Annotated in this window: 12 protein-coding genes; 4 read left to right on the top strand and 8 right to left on the bottom strand. The window is 68.3% G+C overall.

The features are described from left to right. Positions 1 to 99: 99 nt before the first annotated feature. The 4 genes from AWC02_RS19650 to AWC02_RS19635 form a co-directional block, all read right to left on the bottom strand. The gene (locus tag AWC02_RS19650) at positions 100 to 1110 is read right to left on the bottom strand and encodes a histidine phosphatase family protein (RefSeq protein ID WP_085130384.1); all 1011 of its coding nucleotides are present in this window, start codon (positions 1108 to 1110) and stop codon (positions 100 to 102) included. Positions 1111 to 1206: 96 nt separating this feature from the next. Then, positions 1207 to 1971 (bottom strand): enoyl-CoA hydratase, encoded by a 765-nt coding sequence (locus tag AWC02_RS19645; protein ID WP_085130382.1) that lies wholly within the window; start codon positions 1969 to 1971, stop codon positions 1207 to 1209. After that, on the bottom strand, positions 1959 to 2783 hold the full coding sequence (locus AWC02_RS19640; protein WP_085130380.1) for an NUDIX hydrolase: 825 nt from the start codon (positions 2781 to 2783) through the stop codon (positions 1959 to 1961). The genes AWC02_RS19645 and AWC02_RS19640 overlap by 13 nt, the downstream gene beginning before the upstream one ends. After that, positions 2780 to 3652, bottom strand: coding sequence for an ABC transporter ATP-binding protein (locus tag AWC02_RS19635; protein WP_419179302.1), 873 nt, complete (start codon positions 3650 to 3652; stop codon positions 2780 to 2782). The genes AWC02_RS19640 and AWC02_RS19635 overlap by 4 nt, the downstream gene beginning before the upstream one ends. A gap of 145 nt (positions 3653 to 3797) precedes the next feature. Here AWC02_RS19635 and AWC02_RS19630 point away from each other — a divergent pair, with 145 nt between their 5' ends. Then, complete coding sequence (locus tag AWC02_RS19630) at positions 3798 to 5183, top strand: PE-PPE domain-containing protein (protein WP_085130376.1); 1386 nt, start codon at positions 3798 to 3800, stop codon at positions 5181 to 5183. Between the two features lie 9 nt (positions 5184 to 5192). Here the strand turns inward: AWC02_RS19630 and serB are convergent, their stop codons facing one another. Continuing rightward, positions 5193 to 6425 (bottom strand): phosphoserine phosphatase SerB, encoded by a 1233-nt coding sequence (serB, locus tag AWC02_RS19625; protein WP_085130374.1) that lies wholly within the window; start codon positions 6423 to 6425, stop codon positions 5193 to 5195. A 49-nt stretch (positions 6426 to 6474) separates the two neighbouring features. Further along, entirely contained in the window at positions 6475 to 8199 is a 1725-nt protein-coding gene (gene ctaD, locus AWC02_RS19620; RefSeq protein WP_085130775.1) for an aa3-type cytochrome oxidase subunit I, read from the bottom strand. Between the two features lie 138 nt (positions 8200 to 8337). On the opposite strand from ctaD, the gene AWC02_RS19615 reads away from it, so the two are divergent. Continuing rightward, positions 8338 to 9423 (top strand): ABC transporter substrate-binding protein, encoded by a 1086-nt coding sequence (locus AWC02_RS19615; RefSeq protein ID WP_085130372.1) that lies wholly within the window; start codon positions 8338 to 8340, stop codon positions 9421 to 9423. A 102-nt stretch (positions 9424 to 9525) separates the two neighbouring features. Continuing rightward, positions 9526 to 10578, top strand: a complete 1053-nt coding sequence (locus AWC02_RS19610) for an NAD(P)-dependent alcohol dehydrogenase (RefSeq protein WP_085130370.1) — start codon at positions 9526 to 9528, stop codon at positions 10576 to 10578. 97 nt (positions 10579 to 10675) lie between these two features. Here the strand turns inward: AWC02_RS19610 and AWC02_RS19605 are convergent, their stop codons facing one another. After that, a complete protein-coding gene (locus AWC02_RS19605; RefSeq protein WP_085130773.1) occupies positions 10676 to 11836 on the bottom strand; it encodes a CynX/NimT family MFS transporter in 1161 nt (386 codons plus the stop codon). Positions 11837 to 11977: 141 nt separating this feature from the next. Here AWC02_RS19605 and AWC02_RS19600 point away from each other — a divergent pair, with 141 nt between their 5' ends. Further along, positions 11978 to 12652 (top strand): FadR/GntR family transcriptional regulator, encoded by a 675-nt coding sequence (locus AWC02_RS19600; protein ID WP_085130368.1) that lies wholly within the window; start codon positions 11978 to 11980, stop codon positions 12650 to 12652. 5 nt (positions 12653 to 12657) lie between these two features. Here AWC02_RS19600 and AWC02_RS19595 read toward each other — a convergent pair whose 3' ends face one another. Continuing rightward, the gene (locus AWC02_RS19595; RefSeq protein ID WP_085130366.1) at positions 12658 to 13065 is read right to left on the bottom strand and encodes a DoxX family protein; all 408 of its coding nucleotides are present in this window, start codon (positions 13063 to 13065) and stop codon (positions 12658 to 12660) included. Positions 13066 to 13190 lie beyond the last annotated feature (125 nt).

The following is a 13190-nucleotide window of genomic DNA, read 5'->3' as shown; positions in this document are numbered from 1 at the left end:
GAGCTGTGTGACCCACCTCACACAGTAAATACACACGCTATACATCGCCGGCCGGACCGGCAATACCCGCGCGGGCCGGTCCGGGGCGAAATCCGTGCGCTAAGAGCCCAGCGCGTCGGCGAAGGACTCGAAGACCGCCTGAGGGAACGTGATGAACGCGTCGAGGACCTGATCGAAACCGGTCTGCAGGGCCGCGGCGATCTCCGCGAGGTCGCCGCCCTGGAGTGCTTCGATCACGTGCCAGGTCGCGATCTGGCCCGCCGTGGTGAAGTCGCGCCAGTCCACGAACAGGGCGGTGAACAGATCCGGGGTGGCCGACACCTCGTGACCGTCCCAGCTGACCAGGGTCCATCCATCGGTCGGGTTGCCCTCGATGACCACCTGGCCGACGTTGTCCAGCGGGCTGCGGGTGTCGAGCAGTTCGTTGAGCACCAGCCCGAAGTCGGGGTTGCGGACGTTCATCAACGTCCAGATCGAGATCGTCCCGGCGTGCGCGAAGGCCACGCTGTCGGTCGGGTTGTTCGGATCCGCGACAGTGTTGCCGTAGATCGACTCGATCGCGTCGGTGACGCGGTCGTTGAACGCCACCCCGTTCGGGTCGATGGTCGATCCGAGCTGCGGCACCCAGAAACTGCCCATCGCCCACATCAGGGGCGCGAAGGCGTAGAGCACCTGCGTCACCGTGCCGAGTTCCCAGCCCTCGTACCAGCCGGCGTTGACCTCGTTGAGCCCTCCGAGGATCTGGACCTCCATGTTCAGCAGGTCGGCAAGCGGCTGGGCGGTGTCCTGGGTGCGGATGAACTCCGAGGCGTAGATCCCAGCGATCCCGTCCGGGAACTCGGCGCTGATGAGCGGGGCGACGTCTTGCGCCTGCTGCTCTCCGAGCTCGGTCAGCGGCGCTCCGGGCGGCAGGGTGCCCAGAATGTGCTCCGCGTTGTCCACCGACTGGGCGTGGCGCACCAGGTCCAGGGTGATGTCCTGGGCGGCGAGCAGGAAGTCGATGGTGACGGCGCTCGTCACCGGCATCGCCACCGGTCCCGCCGCGATCGCGCCGGCACCGATCAGTGCGACGGCGGCGGTGGTCCAGGGTCGAATAACAGTTCGCTGCATGGCCTATTCCTCACGGGGTCACACGGGTGCCGGCGATGGCTTCGCCGCGAACTGTACGTTAGCTGATAAGAGTATGAAAATCGGCCGTAGTGGCCCTTATGACTCCGGTGTCGCCCGCTGATCTTCGCCCGGCGAGTTGCCGGCGCCGAACACCTCGGCGTACCGGCGCTGGTCTGCCAACGCCCGCTCCATCGGTGCGCCCACCGCATCGACTGAGGCCTTGACCGCGGCGAGCGCGCGTGCCGGAGCGCCCACGAACTGGCGCGCCCAGGCCATCGCCGCCTCGTAGACCCCGTCCGGAGCGACCATCTGTTCCACCAGACCCAGGGCCAGCGCCTCTTCGGCGTCGAAGAACCGCCCGCTGTACGCCAGCTCCTTGGCACGGCTCGCCCCGATGGTGCCGGCCAGGCGCGCCAGGCCGCCGCCGTCGGGAACGAGCCCGGCCAGAATCTCGGTCGCCCCGAACTTGACGTTGTCGCCGCAGACGCGCCAATCGGCGGCCAGCGCCAGCGCCAGACCACTTCCCAGCGCATAGCCGGTGATGGCCGCCACCGTCGGCTTTCCGATGGCCGCCACGGCCTGCACCGCATCGTGGCGCACCCGGGCGAACACCTCGGCCTCCGTGGCGATCAACGTGCGCAGCTCCGGGACATCGTCGCCGGCGCAGAAGATCTCGTGGCCCCCGTAGAGCACCACCGCGGCAATGTCGTCGCGTTCGGATACCTCGGCTGCCGCCGCGGCGATCTCCCGGTAGACCTGCCGGGTCATGGCGTTGGTCGGCGCCCGGGACACCAGCAGGGTGGCCACCCCGGGTTCCTCGGCGCCACTGTGCACCGTGACGAATTCGCTCACCCGGGCCACCTCTTCCCGCGAGCCGCGTTGTACCGCTCGGAATTGAAGAATTCGATCTCCCAGTTATCGCCGCGGCGAGCCAGGTCCGGCTGCACCACCACGATCTGGCGCTCCACCGTCATCACCGCCTCGACGCTGCGGCCCACCAGCGAATCCAGCTGCGTCCAGGTCGGCGGCAGCAAAAAGCTGTTTCCCGCGGCGAAGTCTTCGATCGCCGCCTCCGGGGTGAGCCAACCCGCCCGGTCGGCCTCGGTGTTCTCCCCGTCCGCGCGCTGACCGACCGGCAGAGCGCCCACGAAAAAGTAGGTGTCGTAGCGTCGGGTGCGTTCCGCCTCCGGGGTCACCCAGTTCGCCCAGGGCCGCAGCAACTCGGCATGCAGGATCAGCTTCTCGGCGTTCAGGAAATCGGCGAACGAGAGCTCCCCGGCGGTCAGCGCTCGACGGGCGTCGGCGTAGACCGAAGCGTCGCAGACAACGCGCCCGGAATCATCGGCGGGACCGGCGAACAGCACCCCGGATTCCTCGAAGGTCTCGCGTGCGGCAGCACATACCAGGGCGGCCGCCAGGTCGGTGTCCACCCCGAAGCGCTGCGCCCACCAGTCCGGACCCGGTCCGTGCCAGGCGATTTCGGCACTGCGGTCGCGGTCGTCGACTCCCCCGCCGGGAAACACCATCACCCCGGCGGCAAAATGCATCGCGGCATGGCGGCGCATCAGGAACACCTCGAGAGCGCTCCCGCCGGCGGCCGCCGCGCCCTCACGCACCAACATCACCGTCGCGGCAGGCCGCGCGGGTAACGGTGGTGGCGGGTGTTGGGTCATGCGCGCCTCCGGTGGGCTGCTCGGCTGCGGGTCCGGCGCGCGAAGTAACGCCCGTCGATGACGTCGAGCGAGATCGACTGCCCGTAAGTGGCCGACAGGTTTTCGGCGGTGAGCACCTCGTCGAGCAGACCGGATGCCACGGCGCGGCCCTCGGCCAGCAACAGGCAGTGGGTGAAGCCGACCGGGATCTCCTCGACGTGGTGGGTTACCAGCACGATCGCGGGCGCGTCGGGATCAGCGGCCAGATCCGCCAGGCGGGCCACCAGCTCTTCCCGACCACCCAGATCCAGGCCCGCCGCGGGCTCGTCGAGCAGCAGCAGCTCGGGGTCGGTCATCAGCGCCCGGGCGATCAGCACCCGCTTGCGCTCGCCTTCGGACAGCGTGCCGTACGTGCGATCGGCCAGGTGCTCGGCGCCCAGGCTCTCCAGCATGTCGACCGCCCGCTCATGATCGACGGCGTCGTAGCGCTCCCGCCACCGCCCGAGCACCGCGTAGCCGGCCGAAATGACCAAGTCGCTGACCGTCTCCCCACCCGGTATCCGCTGCGCCAGGGCTGCCGAGCTCAGGCCGACCCGGGCCCGCAGCTCGGTGGTGTCGACCCGGCCGAGCCGCTCACCCAACACGTAAGCCACGCCCGAGGAGGGGTGCTCGCTGGCAGCAGCGATCCGCAGCAACGAGGTCTTGCCCGCGCCGTTGGGGCCGATGATCACCCAGCGCTCGTCGAGCTCGACCGACCAGTCCAGCGGGCCCACCAGGGTACGTCCGTCACGGCACAGCGAAACGCCCTCGAACTGGATCAACAGATCCTGGTCGGCCCCGGTTGCGGGAGCGGAAGATCCGGTATCGGGCACGGCCCTATCGTGCCGTATGCCGGCTGCGTGCCGACCGACCGGGGTACGACAGCCACGGTGCATTTTCGATCGATGTTCTTGCCGGTAACCCCCCGTGGCCCTGTTGTAACGTGTTACATGGATCGCACTCATCAATGCTTAGGGTTAATTCCAGGGAGCTTCGATGGTCCGTATTTCCAGTGCTCTCGCGGTCGGGCTTATCAGCGCCGGTCTCATCGTCTGCCCCTCCCCTGCGGGCGCCGCCGCGCCGGCGGTCCAGCTCACCGGCGCCGGGTCGCCGCTGGGCGGCGGGAACGCGCTGATCATGGGCGGCAGCGGCATGCCCACGCCCGGCCCCGGCTACGCGGACCTGGTCAACGAGCTCTACCTGGCGCCCCTCGGCTTCACCGGCACCACCCAGATTCTGACCACCCCCGAAACGCTGTACCCGTTCCTGGGTGCGTTCACCGGGACTTTCGACAGTTCGGTGGAAGAAGGCAGCCAGATCCTGCAGGCAGCGATCCTCGACCAGATCGCCGGCGGTCAGGTCGACGCCGACAACCCCGTCGTGGTGTTCGGGTGGTCGCAAAGCGCGGTGATCTCGTCGCTACTCATGCAACAACTCGCCGACCAGGGTGTGCCCAGCGAATACGTGCACTTCGTGCTGATCGGCAACGAGAGCCTTCCCAACGGCGGCATGCTGGCCCGCTTCGACGTTCCGACAGGGACGTACCCGGAAATACCCAGCCTCGGAATGACATTCAGTGGCGCAGCGCCCGCCAATCTCTTCCCCACCACCGTCTACACCAACGAGTACGACGGTTTCGCCAATTTTCCGCAGTATCCGATCAACTTCTTGTCCACCATCAACGCCGTGATGGGCATCATCTTCGCGCACACGACCTATCTGGGGCTCAGTCCCGAGGACATCGCAAACGCGGTACCACTTCCCACTTCGAGCCCGGATCTCTTGACCGACTACTACATGATCCCCTCCAGCACGTTGCCGCTGCTGGCTCCGCTGCAGCTGCTGCCCTACATCGGCAACCCGCTGGTCGATCTACTTGATCCGGCACTGCGAGTGCTGGTGAATCTGGGATACGGCAACATCGAGCACGGCTGGAGCCCGGGATTCGCCGACACCCCCACCGGCATCGGAGTCCTGCCCGACTTCAGTGTCCTGCAGCAGGTTCCGCAAGCACTGTTCGACGGCGTGCAAAAGGGCATCACCGACGCCTTCAACACCTTGATGGATCCCGCCAACTACGTCTATTCATTGCCGGAGTGGGCCGAACAGTTGGCGAGCCTGGGCGGCGTCCTGGACGGCGGAGAGACCTCTTTCGGAGTCACGGTGCCCACCACGTGGGACGACCTCTTCGGATCCTTCCCGCCGCATACGGGCTACCCGCCGCTGGACGTTCTCAGCGCCTTGCTGTTCACGCTGCCCGAGTACAGCTACAACGTCTTCATGTCCGAGATCGCCGACGGCGACCTCCTCGACGCCATCGGGTTACCGCTCGCCGCCACCGCCGGGCTCCTGCCGTTGGCGTTGATCGGGGCGTTGCTGTAACGCGCCAGGCTAGGCCGGCGGGATCTCGACCCGGCGCAGCACGCCGTCGTGGGCGTCGGCTGCCTCGATCTCTGCCCGGGTGACCCCGAGCAGGAACAGCACGGTGTCCAGGTACGGGTAACTCAGGGACGCGTCGGCGATCTCACGCAACGCCGGCTTGGCGTTGAAGGCCACGCCCAGCCCCGCGGTGGACAGCATGTCGATGTCGTTGGCGCCATCGCCGACGGCCACGGTCTGCTCCAGCGGCACGCCCATCTGGGCGGCGAACTCGCGCAGCGCCTCGGCCTTGCCGGCCCGGTCCACCACGGCGCCGGTGACCCGTCCGGTGAGTTTGCCGTCCACGATCTCAAGCTCGTTGGCCGCCACAAAGTCCAGCTGAAGGTCGGCGGCCAGCGGCTCGATCACCTGGCGGAAACCACCGGAGACCACCCCGCATTTGAAGCCAAGCCGGCGCAGGGTGCGCACGGTGGTGCGCGCCCCGGGCGTCAGCTCGATCTGCGCGGCCACCTCGTCGACGACACTGGCGGGCAGGCCGGCCAGCGTCGACACCCGGTGGTGCAGCGACTCGGCGAAGTCGAGCTCGCCGCGCATGGCGGCCTCGGTGATCGCGGCCACTGCGTCCCCGGCGCCGGCCCGCTCGGCCAGCATCTCGATGACCTCGCCCTGGATCAGGGTGGAGTCGACGTCGAACACGATCAGCCGCTTGGTCCGGCGCGACAGGCTGGCGTCCTGGAACGCCACGTCGACCTGCTGTTGGGCGGCGACTTTGCTCAGCGCGGTCTGCAACCGCCCGGCGCTGCCGTCGGGAACCGAGATCCGCAGTTCCAGGCCGGTCACCGGGTAGTCGGAAACGCCCCGGATCATGTCGATGTTCGCATCGATCTCGGCGATCTCGTGGGCCAGCGCCCCCAGCGCGGTGGCAGCCACCGGCCGGCCCAGCACGACGATGCGATGTGTGGACGGCGCGGCGATGATCGGCGCGTCGTCGCCGCGCTGGATGGTGACGTCGAGGCCGACGCCGTGAATCGCCGCGGTGACGTCGTCGGCCAGCGCCGTCCCGTCCGCCACGTCCGGCGTCACCGAGACCAGCACGCCCAGGGTCAGCCGACCGCGGACCACCACCTGCTCGACGTTGAGCAACTCCACCTGGTAACGCGACAGCACCTCGAAGAGGGCCGATGTCACGCCAGGCTGATCGACACCGGTGACGGTGATCAGCACCGGCACCTTGGGCGCGCTCACCCCTGGCGGGCGCCCGGCTGAGCCGGGCGCCGCCTCTGCCCGAGGATCATCAAGCGTTCGCGGGTTCGTACACTTCGTCGCCGGGGTGACGGCCGACGTGTGCCTCGGCCCGCAGCCGATCGATCATGTGCGGGTAGTGCAGCTCGAACGCGGGACGCTCCGAACGGATCCGGGGCAGCTCGGTGAAGTTGTGCCGAGGCGGCGGGCAACTGGTCGCCCACTCCAGGGAGTTGCCGTAGCCCCACGGGTCGTCGACGGTGACGACCTCGCCGTAACGCCAGCTCTTGAACACGTTCCAGGTGAAGGCGATCATCGACGAGCCCAGGATGAACGCGCCGACGGTCGACACGATGTTCAACGAGGTGAAGCCGTCGGTGGGCAGGTAGTCCGCGTAGCGGCGCGGCATGCCCATGTTGCCCAGCCAGTGCTGGATCAGGAACGTGGTGTGGAAGCCGATGAAGGTCAGCCAGAAGTGCAGCTTCCCGAGCCGTTCGTCGAGCAGCCGGCCGGTCATCTTCGGGAACCAGAAGTAAATCCCGGAGAAGGTCGCGAACACGATGGTGCCGAACAGCACGTAGTGGAAGTGCGCGATCAGGAAGTAGCTGTCGCTGACGTGGAAGTCCAGCGGCGGGCTGGCCAGCATCACGCCGGTCAGACCACCGGCCAGGAACGTGATGATGAAGCCCAGCGCGAACAGCATCGGCGTCTCGAAGGTCAACTGGCCCCGCCACATGGTGCCGATCCAGTTGAAGAACTTCAGGCCGGTCGGGATGGCGATCATCAGGGTCAGCAGCGAGAAGAACGGCAGCAGCACCGCACCGGTGGCGTACATGTGGTGCGCCCACACCGCGACAGACAACCCGGCGATGCTCAGCGTCGCGTACACGAGGGTGACGTAGCCGAAGATCGGCTTGCGGGAGAAGACCGGGAACACTTCACTGACGATGCCGAAGAACGGCAGCGCGATGATGTACACCTCGGGGTGGCCGAAGAACCAGAACAGGTGCTGCCACAACAGCACGCCGCCGTTGGCGGAGTCGTAGACGTGCCCACCCAGGTGCCGATCGACGGCGAGGCCGAACAGTGCCGCGGTCAGCAGCGGGAAGACGATCAGCACCAGGATCGAGGTGACCAGGATGTTCCAGGTGAAGATCGGCAGCCGGAACATCGTCATGCCGGGGGCGCGCATGCACGCCACCGTGGTGATCATGTTCACCCCACCCAGGATGGTGCCCAGACCACCGACGGCCAGACCCATGATCCACAGGTCGCCGCCGGCGCCCGGTGAGTGCACCGCGTCGCTCAGCGGGGTGTAGGCCGTCCAGCCGAAGTCAGCGGCGCCGCCCGGGGTGATGAAGCCGGCCAGCGCGATGGTGGCGCCGAACAGGAACAGCCAGAACGAGAACGCGTTCAGACGCGGGAAGGCCACGTCCGGGGCGCCGATCTGCAGCGGCAGGACCAGGTTGGCGAATCCGAACACGATCGGGGTGGCGTAGAACAGCAGCATTACCGTGCCGTGCATGGTGAACAGCTGGTTGAACTGCTCGTTGGACAGGAACTGCAGGCCCGGCACCGCCAACTCGGTACGCATCAGCAGCGCCAGCAGGCCGCCGATGAAGAAGAAGGCCATGCAGGCGACGCAGTACATGATGCCGATCAGCTTGTGATCGGTGGTGGTGATCAGCTTGTAGATCAGACTGCCCTTGGGGCCCATCCGCGCAGGGAAGGGCCGACTGGCCTCGAGTTCTGCGCGCGGGGGTGCTTCGGCGGTCAAGATTCCTCCAAACATGGGCAACCCGGGAAACTTGTTCGAATCCTAACCCCGGTCGCCATCGGGCCGGTATAGGCCTCCTACAAACTGTCGTATTCGTCTGCCCTGGGGGCGCCGCGCCCTGGGTGTTAACGTCACCGCGTGACCAGGGTGGACCGGCGGGCGACGTCCGCATCAGCACTGATCGTGACCTTGCTCACGGCCGCCGGCTGCGGCGGCGACGGGACGCAGACCGCCCCGAGCTCGACGGCGACCACCACCACGATGGTCGCCGGGGCCGGCGTGCTCGGCAATGATCGCCGTCCTGACGAGGCCTGCGCGGCAGACCCGGCCCGCCCCGACCCCGGGCCGTCGCTGCGCTGGGTCCACAACGCCGCCGGGGTGGAACCGCCCAGCGTCGAAGTTCCCGAGGACGCGGAGCGCATCGTGGTGCTCGCCGCGGGCCAGCTCGACACGCTGTGCGCGCTGGGTCTGCAGTCCCGGGTCGTCGGCGCAGCCGTGGCCGACGGCGCGGACGGCCAGCCCTCCTATTTGGGCGCGCTGCTGCACGCTGTGCCGGCGGTGGGCTCGGACAGCAAGCCGGACACCGACGCGATCGCCGCCCTGCGCCCGGATCTGATCCTGGGCGCCGAGGGCCGCACGCCCGGCTACGCCGAACTCGCCGCGATCGCCCCCACCGTGTTCACCGGGACGCCGGGCGCGGCCTGGGAGGACGATGTCCGCGGTGTCGGCGCTGCGACCGCGCGCGCCGGCGCCGCCGAGGAGGTGCTCGAGAGGTTTGGCGCGGACGCCGCCGAGACCCGCGAGGTCAGCGACGCCACCCACTTCCAGGTCTCGGTGGTTGCGCTCACCGACGACAGCGTGCGGGTGTACGGGGCGTCGGGTTTCGCCGCCAGCGTGCTCAAGGCCGTCGGAGTGGATCGGCCGCCGCTGCAGCGGTTCACCGACCGTCCCTACCTCGACCTCTCCGCCGGCGAGGGCGATCTGGCCGGCCGGGCCGACTTCTCCGCGGCAGACGGCGACATCGTCTACGTGTCGTTCACCTCACCGGCGGCCAAGGCCCGCGCCGCCACGGTGTTCGACAGTGTCGCCTGGCGGCGGCTGGGCGCCACCCGCGACAGCCGGGTGTTCGTGGTCAACAACGAGGTGTGGCAGACCGGGCAGGGACCGATCGCCGCGCGTGGCGTGGTCGAGGATCTGCGTTGGGCGAATGCGCCGATCAACTAGCAGCCACTGCGGGCGGTGACCGGACTCACCCGGGGCGCCCAGAAAACTTCGTTAGACTATTTTTTTCGATACCCGCACAGATGTGAAGAGGGTTTTTCGGCTATGCCCACCGTTTCCGCCTACGCCGCCACCGCGCCGGATACACCGCTGACCAGGACCACCATTACCCGCCGGGATCCCGGACCGCACGACGTGGCGTTCGACATCGCCTTCGCCGGCATCTGCCACTCCGACATCCACACCGTCAAAGGCGAGTGGGGCCTTCCGCAATATCCGGTGGTTCCGGGCCACGAGATCGCCGGGATCGTCACCGCCGTCGGGCCGGAAGTCACGAAGTTCCGGGTGGGCGACCGGGTCGGCGTCGGCTGCTTCGTCGACTCCTGCCGCGAGTGCGCCAACTGCCAAGCCGGACTTGAGCAATACTGCACCGGCGGCGGGATGATCGGCACCTACGCCGGCGTCGGCCGCGATGGTCAGCCCACGCAGGGCGGCTACAGCGGCTCGATCGTCGTCGACGAGAACTACGTGTTGAGCATCCCGGACGAGATTCCCCTGGACGCCGCCGCCCCGCTGCTCTGCGCGGGAGTGACCACGTATTCGCCGCTGCGGCACTGGAATGTGGGGCCCGGCAAGCGAATCGCTGTCATCGGACTCGGCGGGCTCGGGCACATGGCCGTCAAACTCGGCGCCGCGATGGGAGCCGAGGTCACGGTGCTGTCGCAGTCGCTGAAGAAGATGGAGGACGGTCTGCGATTGGGCGCGCGGCACTACCACGCCACAAGCGACCGGCAGACGTTCAAGGACCTGCGCAACCGGTTCGACGTCATCTTGAACACCGTCTCGGCCAGCCTCGACCTGGGCGCCTACCTGAATCTGCTGACCCTGGACGGCACGCTGGTCGAACTGGGCATGCCCGAGCAGGCGCTGACGGTGCCGCCCAGTCCGCTGGTCAGAATGCGGCGCAGCGTGACGGGGTCGTTGATCGGCGGCATCGCCGAGACCCAGGAGATGCTGAACTTCTGCGCCCAGCACGGCGTGCAGCCCGAGATCGAGGTGATCGAACCGGACTACATCAACACCGCCTACGAGCGGGTGCTGGCGTCCGACGTGCGCTACCGCTTCGTCATCGACACGGCGTCGTTACGGCAGCCCTGAACGCATCCAACGTTTCGCCGAGCGTGTACTCAGACCGAAAAATTCGCCGAATCCTCAGTCTCAGTGCACGTTCGGCGAAAGCCGTCCGGTCGGTCGCTCAGACATAGCGATTGCGGCCGGCCAGCGCGCCGGCCACGGTCTGCACCAGGTAGACCGCGAGCATCATCAGCCACGGCACGGTCCACCCGCCGCTCACCTGGTGCAGCAGCCCGAACAGAAACGGGCCGGCGCCGGCCAGCAGATAGCCGAAACCCTGGGCCATGCCCGACAGGCGCACCGTGTCGGCGGCGTCGCGGGCGCGCAGCGCGATCACGGTGAGCGCCAGGGAGAAAACACTCATCCCCAGTCCCACCAGCACGCTCCACAGCAGTGGCGCGGCCGCGGGCGCCACCAGCAGGCCGAGCATGCCCGTGATGCCGAGAACACCCAGTGCGACGATCCAGCCGCTTTGGCTGTCGCGCCGGGCGGCCAGCGGCGAGACGATCAGGCTGATCGGCACGGCGATCAGCGAGATCAGACCCAGCAACAGACCCGCATGTGCGCCGCTGAGCCCGTTGTCGATCAGGACCTCGGGCAACCAGCCCATCACCACATAGGCGAGGAACGACTGGGTGCCGAAGAACAGGGTGACGATCCAGGCGAGCTTGTTACCCAACAGCGACCGGCCTCTTGCGGTTGTCTCGCGGTCGCGGGGACGGGCCCGCTCGAAGCCCCCGGCCACCACCAGCCAGGCCGCCAGCGCCAGCAGCGCCAGCGCGCTCCACGCCCCCAGTGCGCCACGCCAGCCACCCAGCGCGTCGTCGAGCACCGGGGTCACCGCGGAGCCCAGCGCTCCCCCGCCTTGCAGTGCGGCGGTGTAGATCCCGGTCATCAATCCGATCCGCGCCGGGAACGATCCTGCGATGACCACCGGGATCAGCACGTTGATCAAGGCGATGCCGGCGGTGGCGACCAGGGTGCCGCCCAGCACGACGGCGGACCCATCGCACACCCGGATCAGCAGTCCCGCAACGAGGGTCAGCAGCGCCACCGAGATGGTGCGGCCCAATCCGATCCGCCGCGACAACCACGGCGCGGCCAGCCCGGCGCCGGCGAAGCACAGGCCCGGCAGGGTGGTCAGCACGCCGGCCCAGGTGTCGGAGGCCCCCAGGGCGCCGCGCATCTCCGGCAGCAACGGCCCCACGCTGGTGATCGCCGGGCGCAGGTTCAGCGCGGTCAGCACCACCGCCACGGTGAGCAATACCCCGCCGGCGGCCATAGCCGTCGGATGCAGGCCGGCGGCGCCCTCGAGTTCGGGTTCTCGATCGTGCTCGCGCCGGCCGCGTGTCGTGGTGCGCACTGCGGGGTTCACCTACCGTAGGATTCCATACATCCGATGATTGGATGACAGGAGGTACCTGTGCCGTTGATCACTGCGCGCCGCACGGGCCTGGTGGACCAGGTGATCGAGCAGATTCGCGCCGCGGTGGCCGCCGGGGAATGGCCGGTCGATTCGCGGATCCCCCCGGAACCCGAGCTGGCCGAGGCGCTCGGCGTGGGCCGCAATACGGTGCGGGAGGCGGTCCGGGCGCTCGCCCACAGCGGCATTCTGGAGGTCCGCCAGGGCGACGGAACCTATGTGCGTGCCACCAGCGAGGTGTCCGGCGCGCTGCGCCGGCTGTGCGGGTCCGAGCTGCGCGACGTACTGCAGGTGCGGCGGTGCCTGGAGGTCGAAGGGGCACGGCTGGCAGCGGCCGCCCGGACCGAGGAGGATGTCGCCGAACTGCGCACCCTGCTGGATCGCCGCGACAGCCTCCAAGAACAGGGCCGAGATGACGATTTCGCGCGGGCCGACACCGATTTCCACCTCGCGGTGGTCCGTTGCTCACACAACCCGGTGTTGACCGAGCTGTACTGCGGGCTGACCGAGGTGGTCATGGCCAGTGTGGCGACGACGACCACCAAACCGGTGCAGGCGGACCAGATCCGGCACCGCGGCCTCCTGGAGGCAATTGCCGCCGCCGACGTCGAGGCGGCCGGGCGTGAGGCGGGCGGATTCCTCGACGAGCTGCTGGAACAGCTGCCGCCGCGTTGAGGCGCTCAGTCGCGCCGAAGCCCCAGCACCCGCAACAGTTCCGGCCGGCGCGCGATCAGCCCGATCCACATCAACACCCCGACATAGACCCCGGACAACACGAACCCGGCCAGCGGCTTGTCGGCGTGCAGGTTCACCGTGACCGCCCCACCCAGGTACGCGGTCAGCCCGAGTGCGCCCAGCACCGCGGTGCGCGGGATCAGGAAGACGACCAGGCACACCAGCAGGACCCAGCCGATCACGGCGGTCTTGTCCGGGGAGAACCCGAGGGCCTCGGTGCCTTCGCGGGCAAACGACATGCCCAGGATCTTCGGGATGGCGTCGAAGGCGAAGAACACCCCCAGCAGGGCCGTTATGGCGGCACCGAAGTACCACGCCCGAGGGCGTGCGGTGCGGTCGGTGTCTGTGGTCATCGGTCACTCCCTCGGCTGGACGGTACGGCTGCAGCGATCACCGCTCCTCACGGGTTCATGCAAACATCCGCGCGCGCGATCGGCTCGTCATTGGCCGAATAGGGTCCGGCAGACCGATCATGTCT

This window comes from Mycolicibacter engbaekii (genome assembly GCF_002101585.1).
GTDB classification, from domain to species: Bacteria; Actinomycetota; Actinomycetes; order Mycobacteriales; family Mycobacteriaceae; genus Mycobacterium; species Mycobacterium engbaekii.
Note: the sequence above shows the minus strand (reverse complement) of the source record. Positions and strands in the feature narration are given on the sequence as shown.